Annotated in this window: 14 protein-coding genes; 13 read left to right on the top strand and 1 reads right to left on the bottom strand. The window is 65.6% G+C overall.

Going from position 1 to position 19,370, the window contains the following annotated elements; genetic code table 11:
• Window positions 1-123 precede the first annotated feature (123 nt).
• The 4 genes from V2L18_RS11835 (at window position 124) to V2L18_RS11820 (ending at window position 5,979) form a co-directional block, all read left to right on the top strand.
• Window positions 124-1,470: a nucleobase:cation symporter-2 family protein gene (locus V2L18_RS11835; RefSeq protein ID WP_336178462.1), complete on the top strand. Its 1,347-nt coding sequence runs from the start codon at window positions 124-126 to the stop codon at window positions 1,468-1,470.
• Between the two features lie 126 nt (window positions 1,471-1,596).
• The gene (locus V2L18_RS11830; protein WP_336178461.1) at window positions 1,597-2,778 is read left to right on the top strand and encodes a urate hydroxylase PuuD; all 1,182 of its coding nucleotides are present in this window, start codon (window positions 1,597-1,599) and stop codon (window positions 2,776-2,778) included.
• 82 nt (window positions 2,779-2,860) lie between these two features.
• Window positions 2,861-4,768, top strand: a complete 1,908-nt coding sequence (locus tag V2L18_RS11825; RefSeq protein ID WP_336178460.1) for an allantoate amidohydrolase — start codon at window positions 2,861-2,863, stop codon at window positions 4,766-4,768.
• Complete coding sequence (locus V2L18_RS11820; RefSeq protein ID WP_336178459.1) at window positions 4,765-5,979, top strand: M20/M25/M40 family metallo-hydrolase; 1,215 nt, start codon at window positions 4,765-4,767, stop codon at window positions 5,977-5,979. Before V2L18_RS11825 ends, V2L18_RS11820 begins: the two co-directional genes overlap by 4 nt.
• A 28-nt stretch (window positions 5,980-6,007) precedes the next feature.
• On the opposite strand, the gene V2L18_RS11815 is transcribed toward V2L18_RS11820, so the two are convergent.
• Window positions 6,008-6,388, bottom strand: coding sequence for a DUF3775 domain-containing protein (locus tag V2L18_RS11815; protein WP_336178458.1), 381 nt, complete (start codon window positions 6,386-6,388; stop codon window positions 6,008-6,010).
• A gap of 732 nt (window positions 6,389-7,120) precedes the next feature.
• Here V2L18_RS11815 and V2L18_RS11810 point away from each other — a divergent pair.
• The 9 genes from V2L18_RS11810 (at window position 7,121) to V2L18_RS11770 (ending at window position 19,356) form a co-directional block, all read left to right on the top strand.
• Window positions 7,121-8,251 (top strand): type III PLP-dependent enzyme, encoded by a 1,131-nt coding sequence (locus tag V2L18_RS11810; RefSeq protein WP_336178457.1) that lies wholly within the window; start codon window positions 7,121-7,123, stop codon window positions 8,249-8,251.
• Window positions 8,252-8,271: 20 nt separating this feature from the next.
• Window positions 8,272-8,835 (top strand): N-acetyltransferase, encoded by a 564-nt coding sequence (locus V2L18_RS11805; RefSeq protein ID WP_336178456.1) that lies wholly within the window; start codon window positions 8,272-8,274, stop codon window positions 8,833-8,835.
• Window positions 8,836-9,135: 300 nt separating this feature from the next.
• Entirely contained in the window at window positions 9,136-10,566 is a 1,431-nt protein-coding gene (locus tag V2L18_RS11800; RefSeq protein ID WP_336178455.1) for a homospermidine synthase, read from the top strand.
• 559 nt (window positions 10,567-11,125) lie between these two features.
• Window positions 11,126-12,445 carry a radical SAM protein gene (locus V2L18_RS11795; RefSeq protein WP_336178454.1) on the top strand — a complete coding sequence of 440 codons (1,320 nt, stop codon included), beginning with the start codon at window positions 11,126-11,128 and terminating at the stop codon, window positions 12,443-12,445.
• A 361-nt stretch (window positions 12,446-12,806) separates the two neighbouring features.
• On the top strand, window positions 12,807-13,997 hold the full coding sequence (locus tag V2L18_RS11790) for an aspartate aminotransferase family protein (RefSeq protein WP_336178453.1): 1,191 nt from the start codon (window positions 12,807-12,809) through the stop codon (window positions 13,995-13,997).
• Window positions 13,994-16,099, top strand: coding sequence for a creatininase family protein (locus V2L18_RS11785; protein ID WP_336178452.1), 2,106 nt, complete (start codon window positions 13,994-13,996; stop codon window positions 16,097-16,099). The genes V2L18_RS11790 and V2L18_RS11785 overlap by 4 nt, the downstream gene beginning before the upstream one ends.
• The gene (locus V2L18_RS11780; RefSeq protein WP_336178451.1) at window positions 16,096-17,490 is read left to right on the top strand and encodes a hypothetical protein; all 1,395 of its coding nucleotides are present in this window, start codon (window positions 16,096-16,098) and stop codon (window positions 17,488-17,490) included. Before V2L18_RS11785 ends, V2L18_RS11780 begins: the two co-directional genes overlap by 4 nt.
• Window positions 17,483-18,346 (top strand): PhzF family phenazine biosynthesis protein, encoded by an 864-nt coding sequence (locus V2L18_RS11775; RefSeq protein ID WP_336178450.1) that lies wholly within the window; start codon window positions 17,483-17,485, stop codon window positions 18,344-18,346. The genes V2L18_RS11780 and V2L18_RS11775 overlap by 8 nt, the downstream gene beginning before the upstream one ends.
• Window positions 18,343-19,356, top strand: a complete 1,014-nt coding sequence (locus tag V2L18_RS11770; RefSeq protein WP_336178449.1) for a zinc-binding alcohol dehydrogenase — start codon at window positions 18,343-18,345, stop codon at window positions 19,354-19,356. Before V2L18_RS11775 ends, V2L18_RS11770 begins: the two co-directional genes overlap by 4 nt.
• Window positions 19,357-19,370 lie beyond the last annotated feature (14 nt).

The following is a 19,370-nucleotide window of genomic DNA, read 5'->3' as shown; positions in this document are numbered from 1 at the left end:
CCGCTCGGGATCCGTTGGAGCCGTCCCGGGACCCATGCTCGCAACGAATACCGGACTTGCGGTCCGATACGCCGGCAAAAGATCGGCGAGGGATCAGGTCACATCTTCCATGGGGGACTATTCATGTCTGAGGCTCAGCATCTCGGGGCAACGCCCGAGCAATTGCGCGATCCCGACTGGACGCCGTCGATCGAAAAGGCGGTGCCGCTCGGCATCCAGCACGTGCTGGCGATGTTCGTCAGCAATTTCACGCCGTCCATCATCGTCTCGCTTGCCGCAGGCTATGCCTTCGGCTCGCCCGACATGGTCTATCTGGTGCAGATGGCCATGGTCTTTTCCGGCATTGCGACGCTGTTGCAGACCGTCACCCTCGGCCCCGTCGGCGCGCGTCTGCCGGTGGTGCAGGGCACCAGCTTCGCCTTCATTCCCGTCATGATCCCGGTGGTGAAAACCGCCGGCATGGCCGCCCTTTTCGGCGGCGTGGTCATCGGCGGCATCTTCCATTTCCTGATCGGCACGGTGATCGGCCGCTTTCGCAACGCGCTGCCGCCGCTCGTCACCGGCATCGTCGTCATCTCCATCGGCCTCGCGCTGATCCCTGTCGGCATCCAGTACGCCGCCGGCGGCGTGCCGCTGATGGGCAAGCCCGAATTCGGCACCTTCCAGCATTGGGGCCTCGCCATCGTCGTGGTGCTGGTGACGATGGGCGCCAAGTTCTTCGGCCGGGGCATGATGTCGACGGCCGGCGTGCTGATCGGGCTTCTGGCCGGCTATCTGGTCGCGCTCGCCTTCGGCATGGTGTCGTTCGCCAATGTCGGGCGCGCCGCGTGGTTCGCCCTGCCGCAGCCGTTTTCCTACGGCTTCGAGTTCAACGTCGCAGCCGTGGTCGGCATGTGCCTGATGGCGGTCGTCTCGGCGATCGAGACGGTCGGCGACATTTCGGGCATCACAAAGGGCGGCGCGGGGCGCGAGGCCACGGACGCGGAGATCGGCGGCGGCACCATGGCCGACGGTCTCGGCACCGCGATCGCCGGTGTCTTCGGCGGCCTGCCGAATACCTCGTTCTCGCAGAACGTGGGCCTCGTCTCGATGACCGGCGTGATGAGCCGGCATGTGGTCACCTACGGCGCGATCTTCCTGATCGTCGCAGGCCTCGTGCCGAAGGTCGGCGCGGTCATCTCCACAATGCCCATCGCGGTGCTCGGCGGCGGCGTCATCGTCATGTTCGGCATGGTGGTGTCGGCCGGCATCAACATGCTGTCGGACGTCCACTGGAACCGGCGCAACATGCTGATCCTTGCCGTCTCGCTGTCGGTGGGTCTTGGCCTGCAGGCGGTGCCGGAATCGCTCCAGCACCTGCCTGCGACGCTCAAGGTGCTGCTGACCTCCGGCCTCCTGCCGGCGGCGACGCTCGCCGTGGTCCTCAATCTGGTCCTGCCCGCCGAGGAGGCGGACGCCAAGGCCGCCTGAGGCGCGACAACCGGTCGGCCCGGGGCGTTTGCCGGGCCGGTCTCGCTTCAACCGGGGAGCCGCCGACCGGATGGGCCATACCGCCCGTTCCAGGATACTGCGGCCACAAAAAAGAAGATCCTTCCCATGAGTGCCTTCATCGCCGATTGGCTCAATCTCCTTCTGCGCTGGGCGCATATGATCGTCGGCATCGGCTGGATCGGCACGTCCTTCTACTTCATCGCACTTGATCTGGCGCTGAGAAAGCGCGAGGCGATGCCCGAAGGGGTGATGGGAACCGCCTGGGAGGTGCATGGCGGCGGCTTCTACCACGTGGAGAAATACGCCGTCGCGCCCAAGCAGCTGCCCGACGATCTCATCTGGTACAAGTGGGAGGCGTATCTGACCTGGGTGACCGGCTTCGGCCTCCTCATGGTGCAGTACTATTTCAAGGCGTCGAGCTACCTGATCGATCCGAACGTGCTGGTGATGACGCCCGGCGAGGCGATCCTCATCTCCATCGCCTCGCTTGCCGGCGGCTGGCTCGTCTATGACGCGCTGTGCAAGTCGCCGATCGGGAAGAACACGCCGCTTCTGGCGGCCTGCGTCTTCGCGCTGATCCTGGCGGCCGCCTACGGCTACACGCACGTCTATTCCGGGAGAGGCGCGCTCATCCATGTCGGTGCCTTCATCGGCACGATCATGGCGGTGAACGTCTTCGGCGTGATCATCCCCAACCAGAAGAAGATCGCGGGCGCGCTGATGGAAGGGCGCGATCCCGATCCGGCATTGGGGGCCATGGGCAAGCAGCGCTCGGTCCACAACAACTACCTGACGCTGCCGGTGCTGGTGATGATGGTGTCGAACCATTATCCGATGCTGACCAACCATCCCCATTCGTGGCTGCTGGTGGCGCTGATCATCATCATCGGCGCGATGGTGCGCCATTTCCTCAACCGGCACGAGGCGGGCGATCCGCTGTCGAAGATCGCCTGGACGCTGCCGGTCGCCGCGATCGGATTGATCGTGGCGGTCATCATGACGGCGCCGGCACGCATCGATGCCACCGGCATGGCGGTCTCCGATCAGGCGGTTCTGGCGCTCACCCACAAGCACTGCATCGCCTGCCATTCGGCACATCCGACGAACGAATTGTTTGCAGAACCGCCCAATGGTGTGCAACTGGAGACGATCGATGAACTGCACCGCTGGTCGGAGCAGATCCTGGCGATGGCCGTGCACTCCGATGCCATGCCGCTCGGCAACGAGACCGGCATGACCGAGGAAGAGCGCAAGCAGCTCGGCGCCTGGATCGCGCAGCAGCAATAGGCGATGATGCCGGCACTCCAGGTGCCGGCGCCGCCCCAGACCATGAAAAGCCGGTGCCAACAGGTTCGGGCAAAACGAGAAGATGTCAGACAGACCCGCGTTTCCGGTCGAGCTTTCCGCGGTCAACGCCATGTCCGCGGAGACCTTCGTCCGGTATTTCCAGGACATCGCGGAACACTCGCCCTGGGTGGCGGAGGCGGCAGCGGAACTGCGCCCCTTCGTCGATATCGCGAGCATGGTGGCCGGTTTCGAGGCCGCCGTACGCTCCGTTTCGCGCGACCGTCAGCTCGCGCTGATCCGCGCCCATCCCGATCTTGCCGGAAAGGCCGCGCGGGCCGGGGACGTGGCCGACGAATCGCGCCGCGAGCAGGCCGGCGCCGGCCTCGACACGCTGGACGATGAGGAATTCGCCCGCTTCGAGCGGCTGAACGAGGCCTACAAGGCGCGTTTCGGCTTTCCCTTCATCCTGGCTGTGAAGGGGGCGACGAAGCACCAGATTCTGGCCGCGTTCGAAGAGCGGATCCGGAACGAGCCTGAGGCCGAATTGGCCACCGCGCTGACACAGATCGCCCGCATCCTGCGCTTCCGTATCGAAGAGCGCGTCGTTGTGGAAAGGGTTGGGGAACACGCGGAGACGGAGGCGGGGAAGGGACCTGCACAAGGTGTGGAAACGTCTGTGAACAATTCCGGGGAAAACTCTGGGGATAGTACCGGGGATAATCTCGGGGGAAAGCCTCTGAACGGCCGGTTCGGGGAGCGGGCGCAGGCGATGATCGACGCGCTGGCCCGCCATTCCTGCGAGGAAGGCCGGCTGACGCGCGTCTATCTTTCGCGCGAGCACAGGGCGGCCGCCGACCATGTTGCGAGCTGGATGCGGCAGGCGGGGCTTCACGTCTCCGAGGATAACCTGGGGACCGTGCGTGGATATCTCTCTCCAAATGCCACCCCGAGCGGACGGGTCCTGCTGATCGGCTCGCACATCGATACGGTGCGCGACGCCGGCCGTTACGATGGCAATCTCGGCGTGGTGGCCGGCATTCTGGCCGCGCGGGCGCTCATCGAGCGCGGAACGCCGCGCCCCTTCGGTATCGAGGTGCTGGCCTTCGGCGACGAGGAAGGTGTGCGCTTTCCAACGACCTTGCTCGCCTCGTCCGCCGTCGCCGGCCAGCTCGACTGGCGTGCGCTGCAAGCCGCCGATCCCGACGGGGTCACCGTGCGCGAGGCGCTCGTCCGGTTCGGCTGCGACCCCGACAAGGCCGGCAGCGCCGCTTACGATCCGAAGGAAGTGACGGGGTATCTGGAGGTTCATATCGAACAGGGGCCGGTTCTGGAGAAAGAGAACCTGCCGGTCGGCATCGTGACGGCGATCGCCGGGGCGAGCCGGTTCCGAATCACGATCCGCGGCGAGGCCGGCCACGCTGGCACCGTGCCCATGGCACTGCGTCATGACGCCCTGGCGGCGGCGAGCGAGCTCATTCTGGCGGTTGAGGAGATCGCCCGGGCCGGGACGCGCGACAATCTGGTTGCCACGGTCGGCGAGATCTATGCGCACCCGGGGGCGGTCAACGTCATCCCGGCGGAAGTGCGCATGCCGCTCGACGTGCGGGCATCGAGCGATGCCGCCCGGCAGAGCGCGATCGACGCCATCCGGACGCGGGCGCGGGCGATCGGCGCGCGCCGGGGCTGCGTCATCGGCATGGAACGCTTCCACGATGCCGCAACGGCCCCTTGCGCACCCCGCCTTCAGGCTGCAATGGAACAGGCGATCACCGGCATGGGGCTGAAGCCGTTCAGGCTCATGTCCGGTGCGGGCCATGACGGCCAGGCGATGGTGAAGCTGACCGACATCGGCATGATATTCGTGCGCTGCCGGGCCGGGATCAGCCACAATCCGCTGGAACACGCATGCGTTGAGGACATTGGCACCGCCGTCGAGGTTCTCGTGCGAACGATAGAAACGCTGGCGCAGCAGGAGAGGAATGTCCGATGAAAGCCGCGATCGAGGCCCGATGGGCCGAGGAAGTGGAATTCTTGAAGGAACTCGTGAAGGTACCGTCGGACAATCCGCCGGGCGATTGCGAGGCGCATGCCGAGCGCACCGCGGAGCTGCTGCAGGGACTGGGCTTCAAGGTCGAGCAGCATCCCGTGCCGGAGCCCTTCGTGCGCCAGAACGGCATGCGTTCGGTGACCAACCTGATCGTGCGTCAGGTCTTCGGCGCCGGCACCGGCCCGACCATCGCGCTGAACTCCCATGGCGACGTGGTGCCGCCGGGCGACGGCTGGACCACCGATCCTTACGGCGCGGAGGAGCATGGCGGTGAGATCTACGGCCGCGGCGTGGCCGTCTCCAAATCCGACTTCGCCACCTATGCCTTCGCGCTTCTGGCGTTGATCGCCGAGCCGGAGGGGCTCAACGGCGCGGTGGAGCTGCACCTGACCTACGACGAGGAGGCGGGCGGCTTCGTCGGGCCGAAATGGCTCATCGAACAGGAGCTGACCAAGCCCGACTACGCGATTTCCGCCGGCTTCTCCTATGCGGTCACCACCGCTCACAACGGTTGCCTGCATCTGGAAGTCGTGGTGCGCGGGCGTCAGGCCCATGCCGCCATGCCGGAGACCGGCGCAGACGCGCTGGAGGCGGCGATGCCGATCCTCTCAGCACTCTATGCCGAACGTCACCGGCTGCACGGCGTGCACAGCGCCCAGAAGGGCATCGACACGCCCAAGCTCACCGTTGGTCTGATCAACGGTGGCATCAACACCAATGTGGTGCCGGACCGCATCACATTCCGGCTCGACCGGCGGCTGATCCCGGAAGAGGACGGCGCGGTCGTGGAAGAGCAACTGCGTGACCTGATATTGGCCGCCGCACCCCAGACCGAGGGCATCGAGGTGGAATGCCGGCGCATCATGCTGGCAGAACCGCTGCGCCCGCGCGAGGGAACGGAGGCCCTGGTCAAGGCGCTTGCCATTCCGGCAGAGGCGATCCTCGGCGAGCCCATCGGGGCGACCGGTGCCCCGCTTTACACCGACGCGCGCCACTACAGCGAGGCCGGAATTCCAACCGTTCTTTACGGCGCCGGACCGCGCTCGATCCTTGAGGCCAACGCCCATGGCGCCGACGAGCACCTCAAGCTCTCCGACCTGAAGGCGGCGACCGAAATCGTCGCGCTGGCGTTGAAGGATCTGCTGTCGGAATAGGATGCGGGATCGCGCTGCTCGCGCCCCGTCAGGCCGGGTTTTCGTCCGCCAGTGCGGCGACGGCATATTCCAGAAAGTCTGAAAGCTCGGGCATGGCGGCGAGATAGGCCGCCGTTGCCCGGGTCCAGGCGCGCTGCGCATCGAGATGGAAATCCTGCCATTCCGCCGTCGAGGCTTCCTCGCGGCCGAACCAGGCAAGCGCCAGAAGGTCTTCCTGAAAGGTCTGATCGAGGGCTTCGAGGTGGTGGCGCAGCATCTCGTTGACGTGAGCCCTGTCCGGCGAGGGGCTTGTGCCGGTCGCGTCGGGCGGCGGACCGGGTTGCGGCAGGCGCGCGAGTTCGATCACATTCCTGATCTTGCTCTCGCTGATTGTCAGGCGCCGAAGCCGGGGCATTTCGATCGTCCTCATCTCCCGCCTTCTCCGATCTTCAAGAAAAAGAGAGAAAAACGCACCGGGTTATCCGTATTCTTACGGGAGTCTTGATTGTCGCGTTGTTATAATCGCAATTCGCGACGGCAATAAGACTAAAGGGCACGCGCCAATACGTATATGACGTTATGTTGCGCGAATTAATATGCGCACATCGAAGCTGTTGTCGTTTTTCGTGAAGTCACAAAATCGTACGTAATAAATCAAATTAATGTAAGGGCGCGTTGTGTGCATCAGCAGAAAAACGGACCCCTGGGGGAAAGGCCGAGATTTAAAAAAAGCGTCGCTTGCAAAAATTGCCTCTTGCAATCGAGAGCAAACGGAGCGATTTGAATCGCGCCCAAATTCGCACGTGCCCGTGGTCGTCCACACTGAACAAGGGCCGTCGCAGCGGGGAGGGGCTTCCCACCGCCTGCGGCACACCGGACGGCTTAAAGCAACGACGTAAGAGGGCTTTTTTGGTCTCTTCCGGGTTTTCCAACGCCCGGGGTCACTGAAGAGGCACTTATTACCTCCTTGCCGGCCGTGCGGAAGGGTCTTCCCCTTTCCAAGCCAAGGCATCACACGCGGGACGGCTTTTCGGTTCTGACCGATGGCTCGACCGACCGCGCGATGAACTGCAGCTATTGCCGGCGTCTCCACAGCGCAGGCAAGGCGAGGTCGCATCCGCACTCCAGCGACGTGATACGTGAAATGGATTGGGAAAACGCCATGACCCAACGCATCCGCGACTTCCTGCGTACCCGACGAAACGACGGCCCCTGCCTCGTCGTCGACCTCGACGTGATCCGCGAAAACTACGAAGCCTTCGCCCGCGCGCTGCCCGACACCCGCGTCTTCTACGCGGTGAAGGCCAATCCGGCGCCGGAAGTGCTGAACCTGCTGGCGCGCGCCGGTTCCTCCTTCGATTGTGCCTCCGTCGGCGAAATCGAGATGGTGCTGGCGACCGGCGCCACCGCCGAACGCATCTCCTACGGCAACACCATCAAGAAGGAGCGCGATATCGAGCGCGCCTATCAGCTCGGCGTGCGCCTTTTCGCCGTCGACTGTGAGGCCGAGGTGGAGAAGGTCGCCCGCGTTGCCCCCGGTTCCCGCGTGTTCTGCCGCATCCTGTGCGACGGTGCGGGCGCCGACTGGCCGCTGTCGCGCAAATTCGGCTGCGAGCCGGCGATGGCGCCGAAGGTGCTGGAGCTTGCGCATCGCTCTGGGCTTCGCGCCTATGGCATCTCCTTCCACGTCGGTTCCCAGCAGTCCAACGTCGACGCCTGGGACGGCGCGCTGGCCTCTGCCGCCGCGATCTTCCGCGAGATGGCGACGCGCGGCATTCATCTGTCCATGGTCAACATGGGCGGCGGGTTCCCGACCGACTACCTGAAGAAGATGCCGGGCGTCGCTTCCTACGGCGAGGCGATCTTCCAGGCCCTGTCGCGCCACTTCGGCAATCGCCTGCCGGAGACGATCATCGAGCCGGGCCGCGGCATGGTCGGCAATGCCGGCATGATCGAGGCCGAGGTCGTGTTGATCTCGAAGAAGTCGGATGAGGACAGCCTGCGCTGGGTCTATCTCGACATCGGCAAGTTCCACGGACTGGCCGAGACCATGGACGAGGCGATCCGCTATCCGATCCGCACCCCGCGCGACGGCGACGAGACCGCGCCGTGCGTGCTCGCGGGCCCGACCTGCGACAGCGTCGACGTGCTCTACGAAAAGGTGCCTTATGAGCTGCCCGTGTCGCTGTCGATCGGCGACAAGGTGCTGATCGAGGCCTGCGGCGCCTACACGACCACCTATTCGTCGGTCGGCTTCAACGGCTTTGCGCCGCTCGCCGCCTACGTCATCTGACCGGCCGAGGGACGGGTGCGATGATTGACGTCATCGACGAGGCGCCGTGGCATATGGCCGCGCGCGAGGAGCTGCTCGACCTGGTTTTCGGCCAGGCGCGTTTCGAGAAGCCGTCGGAACGGCTGCGCGAGGGGCGCCTGCCGGAAATCGCCCTGTCGGCGATGGATGGAGACGTGCTCGTCGGGACCGTGCGACTGTGGCGGGCGGAAACGGGCGATGGCCGGCCGGTACTGCTGCTCGGGCCGCTCGCGGTGTCCCCTGCGTTGCAGGGGGCGGGGCTCGGCGGTCGGTTGATGCGCATGGCGCTGAACCGCGCCGCTGTCGGCGGGCACGGTGCGGTGATTCTGGTCGGCGAGCCGGCGTATTACGCGCGTTTCGGCTTTACCGCCGCCCACACCGGCGCGCTCGCCATGCCGGGCGCCTACGAACAGCGCCGGCTGCTGGCGCTGGAACTCGCCGACGGGGTGCTGGAAGGTGCCTTTGGCACGCTGCGTGCCGCGGCCCCGCTCGCCGGTGCGCGCTGGACCGCTTCGGACGCGGAGGAGATGGCGATGTCTCTGGGGCCCTGGCCGCCGCTGCGCTGACATCATGACGGCTGGGGCCGCTTCAGGCCCCGCGAGCCCCGACAGGCGGAACGGGCGGACGCGAGATCGCGACCGCCCGCTTTGCCGCGCGCGCGGTTTGGCCGTCTTTTCGGCCGCCTGTTCGGCGGCTTGCGGGGCTTGTCGGTTGACAGCCGCGACGCGGCTTGCCTAAGCCTTTACCCAGCCGCCGCGGGAAACCTGTCCCGTATTCGCTTCATGAGCAGCAAGCCATGGTCCCGCCTTACTGTCGCGGGCGAATGACGCGCTCTGCGCCTTCTTCCAACAGAACGGAGGACAATGATGGCCGATTGGCCTGTTCACGCAACGATAACCGGTCCGATCGTCATGATCGGCCTCGGATCCATCGGGTCCGGTACATTGCCCCTGATCGAACGCCACTTCGATTTCGACAAGTCGCGTTTCACCGTCATCTCGCCCGACACCAGCCGCCGCGCGCTGGTGGACGAGCGCGGCTACCGCTATCAGGACACCACGCTGACCCCGGAGAACTACCGGGACGTGCTGACGCCGCTGCTCAGCGAAGGCGAGGGGCAGGCCTTCTGCGTGAACCTGTCGTGCGACACTTCTTCGCTCGACATCATGAAACTCTGCCGGGAGATCGGCGCGCTCTACATCGACACGGTGACGGAGCCGTGGCTCGGTTTCTATTTCGACGCCGAGGCCGACAATGCGCAGCGCACCAACTATGCCCTGCGCGAGGCGGTGCGTGCGGAAAAGCGCAACAACCCCGGCGGCACGACGGCCGTTTCCTGCTGCGGCGCCAACCCCGGCATGGTGTCGTGGTTCGTCAAGCAGGGACTGATCGACATCGCCCGCGACACGGGCCGTTCGACCGAGGTGCCGACGAGCCGCGAGGGCTGGGCCGCGTTGATGCGCGATCTGGGCGTCAAGGGCGTGCACATCGCCGAGCGCGACACGCAGCTTGCCGATACGCCCAAGCCGCTTGACGAGTTCTGGAACACCTGGTCGGTGGATGGCTTCATCGCGGAGGGCTTCCAGCCGGCGGAGCTCGGATGGGGCACGCACGAGAAGTGGATGCCGAAATCGGCGCACACGCACGAGAAGGGCTGTCAGGCGGCGATCTATCTGGAGCAGCCGGGCGCCGACACGCGCGTACGAACGTGGTGCCCGACGCCGGGTGCGCAGTACGGCTTCCTCGTCACCCACAACGAGTCCATTTCCATCGCCGATTACTACACGGTTCGCGAGAACGGGAAGGCGGTCTACCGGCCGACCTGCCACTACGCTTACCATCCGGCCAACTGTGCGGTGCTTTCCCTGCACGAGCTGTTCGGTCGGGCCGGCAAGATCCAGGAGACGTTCCATCTTCTGGAGGAGGACGAGATCGTTTCCGGCTGCGACGAACTCGGCGTCCTGATCTACGGCCATGAGAAAAACGCCTACTGGTTCGGCTCCCAGCTTTCCATCGAGGAAACCCGCGAGATCGCCCCTTACCAGAATGCCACCGGGCTGCAGGTGACCTCCGCCGTCATCGCCGGCATGGTCTGGGCGCTGGAAAACCCGCAAGCGGGCATCGTGGAGACCGACGAGATGGACTTCCAGCGCTGTCTGGAGATCCAGAAGCCCTATCTGGGTCCGGTCAAGGGCTACTACACCGACTGGACCCCGCTCGACGACCGTCCCGGCCTCTTTCCCGAGGACATCGACACCTCCGATCCCTGGCAGTTCCGAAACATTCTGGTGCGGTAGGAAACGGGACATCACCTGGGCCGTGCCGGGGATCTGATCGGCAGCCTCATCCGGAAGATGGAACAGATCAAGGCTTGTGGCACGGCAAGTGCTCCCGCCCATGATGGGCGGGGGCACTGGTCCCAAGCACCTGTTCAGGGGCGGCGGGGGCGATGAGGGGGCTCGTGCTCCCGCACGGACTCCAGACCCTCGGGGCGGCCTCCCTTCCGCACCCTCACACGGTTCAAAGCCGCAGGGCGGTATTCCTCTGGGTCAAGTCACGCTCAGTGCGGCTGCGAATACATCGGACATTCGGCGCCGGGCCCGCCGGAACCTAGCCGGGCCTCGGTCCGATCCAGTCCTTATCAAGGACCGCCCGCATGTCTTTCCGCTAATGACTTCTGAAAGCAGGATATTGCTCTTTAAGACAACGTATGCTACTATTTTGAAAATTTAATATCGCATTCAAAAAGTCAATTACTATTCGTGCTGAGGCTATTGAGGCCTTTGAATGAATTGCTCGAACGTAACACTCATAAATCCATCGTGGCAAAAGCGAACCGGCGCGAAGCTGGCGGCGATGCCCGATCTTTATCCGCCCATGGGCGTGGGATGCGTCGCATCGGCGCTGCGGGCGGCGGGTTTCTCGGTGAGAATTCTCGATCTGCCGATCATGGGCGTCGCCGAGGACGATGACGCGACCGTGCTCGACTTGCTGAAAGCGGAGCCGCCCGACATTGTCGGCTTCACCGCGGTGACGATGACGTATCCAACCTGCCGTAGACTGGCGGAGAAGATACGCGCTACGTGGCCGGACCTGCCTCTCCTCATCGGCGGGGTCCATGTCACCGACGCGCCGCAGATGACGCTTGAGGACCCTCAGTTCGACTATTCCGTCGCGGGGGAGGGGGAAGCGGCCGCCACCGCGCTTTGCCGTGGTATCGCCGAGGGGCATGTCCCCGGCGACATTCCGGGGGTGGGCTACCATCGGGCCGATCCGCCCTATTGCCGGCCGCGCGCCGACCTCACCATCACCGATTATCCCCCGACCGCCTACGATCTATACGATCTCGACGCCTATCGGCGAATTTACAAGCGCATGTCGATCATTACCCAGCGCGGCTGCAACGCGCGCTGCATCTTCTGTTCGTCGGGTTTCACCATGCCGCGCGTGCGGTATCTGCCGCTGGAGCGCGTTATGTCGGAACTGACGTTCCTCGTGCGCGACAAAGGCTTTGAATACATCAACATCTACGACAGCAATTTCACCTCGCGCAACGACTGGGTTCACAAAATTTGCGACGCGATCATCGAGAGCGGCCTGCGCTTCCGCTGGCGCTGCTTTTCCAAGAGCAACGGCGTCGATGTCGCTTTGTTCCGCAAGATGCGGGCGGCGGGCTGTTCGCATGTCCTGTTCGGCGTGGAATCCTCGCATGACACGACGCTGAAGCTGATCCGAAAAGGCAACCGGCGGCATCACGTGGTGAGCGCCATGGAGGCAGCCAGGCAGGCGGGGCTCAACCGCGTGGCCTATTCGATCGTCGGGCTACCGGGCGAAACGCGAGAAATGGTGCTTGAGACCATCGCGTTCCTGGAGGCATTGGACGCCGAATGGAACGTGGTGTCGCCCATCGCGCTGATGCCCGGCACCCCGCTTTACGACCAGATGAGCGCCTATCGCATGGTGATCGACGAGGCGGACTGGTCGCAAGGCAGCCAGGGCATGGCCACGGCCAGCAATTCGGAAATGGGAGCGGCCGAGATAGAGGCGCTGTGCGAGGAGGCGTTCGCGCGCCTGAATGGCGGTCGCGACACCTACAATTGGCATGAAGTCGTCTCCAACGACCCCGGCACCTGCCCGCATGTTTCGATGATGAGCCTTGTGGATCCCGTGTCCTAAAAGTCTGGGCCGAAAATGGTGTTCAGGTATCGCGTTCCGATTTCACCCGTCCGCCCGAGCCCCGTTCGCCCGAGATCCGGTCCGGCGATGACGCGCGAACCGCTTCTGCGCTCCTCCGCGATCCTCCACGGGCCGCGCTTTCAGAACCCCGCCGTTGTGGCGCATCCCATCCGCCAAATCCTTATCCGCCCATTCTTCACCCGCCCATTCGTCACTCGCGAAGGCCGCGTCCATCATGTCCTCGTCCGCTCAATCCATGCCCGCCCAAGCCGCACCCGTCATGGCATCGCCCGGAGACTCATCCGCGAGCTCGTACGAGGCCCCCTCGCTTGATCCGCGTCACGCCAGCGGAGACCTCGTCGTGGCGACTGCCGCCGGCTGCTGGTTGACCGATGTCCACGGCCGCTCGCATTTCGACGCCACGGCAGGCAGCGGCGCGGTCAATCTGGGCCACGCGCACCCGGCGGTCATTGCCGCCTGCGAGCGGCAATTGCGGCGAACCCTGCATCTGGGCTGGAACATCGCAATCGACATCCGCGAGGATTTCGCCAGATCGCTGGTCGCCTTCTCTCCCATCGCGGAGGGCCAGGCGCTCTTCTGCGTGACCGGGGCGGAGGCGATCGAAGCAGCGTTGAAAATAGCCCATGCGGCGACGGGCCGGCATTGGTCGGCCGCTTTCGAAAGCGGCTTTCATGGCAAGACCGCCGGGGCGCTCAGCGTGACCTGGAGGGAGGGGTTCCGTCGCTACAGTGCGCTGCGCGACACCGGCACGTTGTTCGCCGCTCTGGCGGACGAGGACAGCGCGGCCGCCGCTCTCGACGCGCTTGAGACGTCCATCGCCGCACGTGCGCGCGAAAGTGGGCCGCCGGCCGCAATCGTTGTGGAGCCGGTGCAGTGTGCCGAGGGCGTGTTCGTCGCAGGCTCTGCCTTTCTGAAAGGTCTCAGGCGGCTTGCGGACCGCATCCAGGCGGTTTTGATCTTTGACGAGATCTATACCGGGTTCGGGCGCACCGGACGTTGCTTCGTTGCCGGGGACGAGACCTGCCTCCCGGATCTCCTCGTCGTCGGCAAGGCGCTGGGCAACGGGATACCGGTGTCCGCCGTGCTGGGGTCTCGCGATATCATGTCGGTGTTGCCGCCCGGCGCACACAGCTCGACCTTCGCAGCCCATCCGATGGCCTGCGCCGCCGGTCGCGCGGTGCTGAAAACGATGGCCGACACACAGCCATGGCATTCGGCCGCGCGGCTTGGGGCGGTGTTGCGCCACAGGCTTGCCGGGATCTCGCGCGCCAGCGGCCGCATCGGTGCCCCGCGCGGCTCCGGGCTCATGCTCGCGTTCGAGTGTTGCGACGCCGATGGCCAGCCTGATCCGGCCGCCGCGCTGTCGTTTCTCGCCGAAGCGCGTGCCGCGCGTTTGGTGCTGCGCGGCGGCGGCCGGTCGGGTGCGACGATCAAGCTGACGCCGCCACTCACCATGGACGACGGCGAATGCGCGTTTCTCGCCGATACCATCGCTACGATCGCGGACCGCTTGCAGGATAGACACGCATGACATTTCAGGCGCTGGCCACGGATGTGATCAATCCGGATCTGTGTGCGCAATGCGGTCTGTGCGAGGCCGTGTGTCCGGAGGGCCTCATATCGTGTCGCGACGACACCAAGATCCCGCTCCTGCGTGACCACGCCAAGGTGGAAGCCTGTGGCGCCTGCAACCTGTGTGCTGAGGTTTGTCCTGGCGCTGAGCCCGACACGCCGCGTTCGGAACTCGAGCTGTTCGGCCGCACGCGCCGCGACGACGAGCGTTGGCTTGGCATCACCGAAGAAATTCTGGGCGGGCGGGCCGGGCGAGCCGATATGCGCGAGGCCTCCGCCAGCGGCGGCGGGGTCACGGCGCTGGCCGCCGAGACCTTGCGTCTGGGCCTGGCGAGCGCCGTGCTCGCATGCGGACGCGAGAGCGCCCGCCCGTGGCGCGCGCAGCCGGTGCTTTGCACGAATGAGGACGACCTCATCGCCTGCGCCCAGGCCACCTATCAGCTCTCGCCGCATCTGAGTGCCTTGCGCGAGGTCCTGCAAAGCCCGCGCAGCTCCGCCCGCATCGCCGTCGTCGGTCTTGCCTGCCACATCCAGGCGATCCGCAAGCTACAGCGCCATCCCTCGCAGATCGGCCGCCGCGCACGGCAGCGCATCGGGGGCCTGATCGAAATCGCCTGTTCTTCCAACACTTTGCCCAAGGGAACGGAAACTTTCATCGAGGCAGAGATGGGGATCGCGCTCGACAACGTTGCGAACGTCAAATACCGGGACAACGGATATCCGGGCGAATTCGCGGTTGTCACCAAATCGGGCACGCGCCGGGCCGAACCGGTATGGCGGGCGATCCGGCATTTCAAGGACTTCAAGACCCATCGTTGCCTGTCCTGCGGCGACTGGCTTTCCGGTCTCGCCGATATCAGCATATGCGACGGCGATCCCAATATCTTCATCTCCAGCCAGGACGCCGGGTTGCGGCGGGAGAAATACGGCTCGATCATCGTGCGTACGGATCTGGGGGCCCGGATCGTCGCGCAGGCGCGCGAGAGCGGCCGGCTCGAGGCGTGGTCTTCGGCCGTGGCGGAGGATCTTCACCTTGGACTTTTGCGAAAGCGCAACCGGCGGGCCTTCTATGAGGGGCAGCAGGTGGCTGTGCCGGCGGGGCCAATTCCGGACTACCATGAGACGATATCGCCGATCGATGATGATGCGCTGGTCGCGAATCCGGCCGAGGCGAAGATAGGGACCCGGACTGGAGAGGGGGCGGAAGAGGAGAGGTGGGCACGGGAAAAGCCACCGGTCCGGCTCGACATGTGCACCGAGGCGGACCTCAACGCCATCTCTCCGCGCGATATTCTGCTCGTGCCGTTCGGCAGCTTCGAACCCCACGGCCATTTGCCGCTTGGAACAGACAGGCTGATCTGCGAGGCCATTCTCACTGAAGTCGCGCGGCGGGGCACCGGGCTGTGGCTGTTTCCCGCTTTTCCGGTAGGGTTCAATTTCAAGTACCGCGGCTGGCCCGGTTCCGTCGGCGTGTCGAGCCACACGCTCGCCGACATTGTCGAAAGCATCGCTCGGGACGCCAGCCGGTTCGGCCTGCGGCGCCTGTTCGTCATGTCCGGCCACGACGAAAACCGCGAGGCGACCGTGACGGGCCTGCGCGAGATCGAATATAGCACCGGGACCAGGAGCATCTATTGCGACTGGCTCGATCTCGCTGTGACCCTGGCCAGGCAGATCTCCACTTCGCGCAGCGAAGGTCATGCCAGCGAGATACAGACCTCGATGGTCCAGTTTCTGCTGCCCGGGCAAAACTATGCGCCGATACCCCCAGCCAAGACCGTCCAGACCGGTTGCGGGCAGACCCGCCACGCGAGGGATGGTCACGCGAAAGCCGGGTGCGGAAAAGCCGGGATCGCGCTGGGGGCGGACGATCTCTTCGCCGAGCCGGAAAGCGGCGAATGGATCCGGTCAGTCGACAGACGTCCGGGACAGCGGTCGCTGACCGGCGACCCGACCTATGCGAATGCCGCCAAGGGACAGATGATCTTCGAGCGGATCGTGACCCGGACGCTGGAACTGACAAGCGCCCTTGGTCGTCTTGACCTGGGAGAGCGCCCATGAGCCGGGATCTGTGTTTGTTTCCCGGCAGGAAGCCTTCGGGCGCCGATGTGAGTGCGCTGTTACCGGGCGACAAGTCGGTCTCGCAGCGCGTGCTGATCGCGGCCGCCCTGTGTGCCCGGCCCGTCTCCATCCTCGGCCTGAACGAGGGTGCCACCGTTTCCGTCCTGGTCGATGCGCTGAACCTCCTCGGCGTGCGATGTGAAAAAAAGAACGGGCGATGGACGGTGAGCGGCACGTTAGCGCCCGGCGGTGGAGCCCCCCGCGCAGATCCCTCCGGCGAGGCGCAACATGCGGCGGAACCGCCGCCGCTGCTTCATTTCGGCGGGTCCAGCGCCGCCGCCCGAATGATGTGCGGCATCCTCGCCGGTGTCGGGCGGGCCGCGATCATCGATGGAAACTCCAGCCTGCGGGCCAGGCCAATGGACTGGGTGGTGACGCCGCTGCGCGAGATGGGCGCGCGGATCGACTATCTCGACAAGCCGGGCCATTTGCCGCTGCGTCTCCACCCCGCGCGGCTGCATCCGGGTACGGTGACGATGGAGGTCGCCAGCGCGCAGGCGAAATCAGCCGTGCTTTTCGCCGCCGCCGCCGCGCGCGTGAAGCTGCGCGTGCTGACACGCGGCACGTCGCGCGACCACACGGAACGGATCCTGCGCGCCGGCGGCACGCCGCTTTCGTGCATCGATGACGTCATCGAGATGGAGGGTGTCGAGCTGTCACTGCCCGACACCGTGGAGATCCCGCGCGACCCCTCTGCGGCTGCATACGTTGCCGCCTTTCACCTGATGGCCGCGCGGTCCGGGACGCTGCATCTTGATGGCCTGTGCCTGAACCCCACCCGGCTGGGATTTTACGACGTGCTGCGCTCCTGCGGCGCGGAGGTGGTGACGGGGGATGTCACGGTCCGGGCCGGCGAACCCACCGGGTCCCTTGAAATCGCGGCGGGGGACGCGTTGAAGCCGTTCCATATCGACAACGACCGCATCGTGCAGGGGATGATCGACGAAATCCCGCTCGCCTTTGCGCTGGCGACCCGGATCCCCGGCACCTCGTCGATCGAAAATGCAGCGGAACTGGTGTTCAAGGAAACCGACCGGCTGGAAACCACGCGTGCCATGCTGTCGGGTTTCGGCGCCCGGATCGAACGGATCGGCCATGGCCTGAGATGCACGGGCGGTGTGCCGCTTCATCCCGGCCGGGTGGACGGATATGGCGACCACCGCATCGCCATGAGCGCCGCCGTACTGGCCGCGACCCTGGACGCGCCTTCACGGATCACAGAGGGAGATTGCTTTGCGGAATCCTTTCTACGCTTCGGCGAGGTAATGGCCGTTCTGGGCACCGGGGTCGTGCGCGAGACGGCGGCCGTCGCGGAGCTCAGTAATGGTTGAGGCCCACTTCCAGCAGGTCAATGTCTTCGGTGGGGCGGGGGCGCGGGGAAACGAGACCGGCGTTCTTTTCATCGAGGGCGGCGCGCCCGATCCCTGCCACATGCAGTCGATCGCGCGGCACCTCGATTTGCCTGACACCATCTTTCTGGACTTCGACCCGCGGGCGCGCGAATGGAGGGGCGAAACCTATTCGCCCCATGAGCGGATCGGATTTTGCGTCCAGAGCCTTCTGGCCGCCGCCGCCGCGCTCCGGCGTGCGAACAAGGTGACGGCGGACGCGGTGGTCCCGATCAATGTCGGCGGCAGGCGCTATCGGATCGAAGCCACACCCGGCGACGGGGTGCTGGAATGGGTAGCGCTGCCACATCGTCACTTCGAGGCCCGCAAGGTCGCGATCCGGGCGGGGGAGCGGCTTTGTTTGCCGTCCTTCGCCGGCGCGCCCATGCGGGTCGATGCCGGACGCCGCCGCATATTCGTGGAGATGAGCACGCCGCGCGACCTTGACGACATCGACATCGCGCCCGATCTGGCGCGCGCGCTGCTGGCGGCAAACGACGTCGACGGGCTGTGCTTTTACGCCCGCCTCTCGCTGTCCCGTCTCCGTCTGCGGGTGTTCACCACCTCGCTCGACGGGGGGGAGGACCGGGCGACGGGCGGGGCGGCGGCGTCGCTCGCCCATCTGGTCGGGTTTGGCACGGCCGGCCGGCTGACTGTCCTGCAGGGTGCGGCCGGAGCGCACCGTCGCGGTCTTTTGATGGTGAAGCCGGCCGCCGGGTCTGATGGCGTTGTCATCGGTGGGGCCGTCCGTCACACCCCAGTCCCGGACCGGACGTTCGAAATGCCGGAGGGCGTATGAAACGCGTCCTGGCATCGGCATCGGGCGAGATCGTCGTGGAGGAGACGGCGCCGCCGCAAACGGCTTCCGGCCATGTGCTGATTGCGGCTTCCTGCAGCCTGATCAGTCCCGGCACCGAGCTTCATTATCGCGGCGAAGCGGGCCGGCGGGGCGTGCCCATGCCGCTCGGCTATTGCTCCAGCGGAACGGTCATCGAGACGGGGGCGGGGGTGGAGGGGCTTTCTGCGGGCGACCGGGTCGTGGCGATGGGGTGGGGGCATGCGCTGCATGCCGGGATCGTCGCTGTGCCACAACGTCTGTGCCGGCGCCTGCCAGATGACGTCGATTTCGAACATGGTGTTTTCGCGGCGCTGATATGCACCGCCTTGCACGCACGAGCGCGCGCTGGGCCGGTCGCGGGCACGTCGGCCCTGGTGATCGGGGCGGGGCTGGTCGGCCATCTGGTCGCCCGGACACTGCGGCTCGGCGGCGCCGATCTGGGTCTCAGCGATATCGATGTCGGCCGGATGACGCGCACGCGCGCCGACTTTCAGGTCGTCGCCGGTCCGACCGGATGGGAAACCCGGCCCGCGCGCGACATCGACATCATAGTCCTCACGCTGAGCGGCCGGCATGACGACATCCTCGCCCGGTGCGCGGCATCCCTGCGCCGAGAACCCAATGGTCGGCCGATCGGCCGTATCGTCGTCGTGGGGCGTCTGGAGACCCGCGTCGCGTTTGACGTCACGCTCGGCAACATCGACGTGTTGAACGCCGCCCACGCAGGCTACGGCTATCGCGACGCCGCTTACGTGAGCGGCCATGTCTCCTATCCGCCGCCGCCCGGTCAGTCCCTTGTCGACGATAATCTGGCCGAAGCCGTGGAACTGGTTGCGGCGGGCGGCGTCGATCCGGCGTCGCTCCACACCCATCGTTTCGCCGTCGAGGACGCTGCGCAGGCTTACAGTCTTCTCGCCGATCCGGCGTCGGGCGCCCTCGGTGTCACATTGCACTATCGCGAGACCACCTGATGGGATCAACGCTT

Source organism: Breoghania sp. JC706, from assembly GCF_037026715.1.
Classification (GTDB): Bacteria; Pseudomonadota; Alphaproteobacteria; order Rhizobiales; family Stappiaceae; genus Breoghania.
The sequence above is the reverse complement of the archived record's forward strand: the minus strand, read 5'-3'. Positions and strand labels throughout refer to the sequence as shown.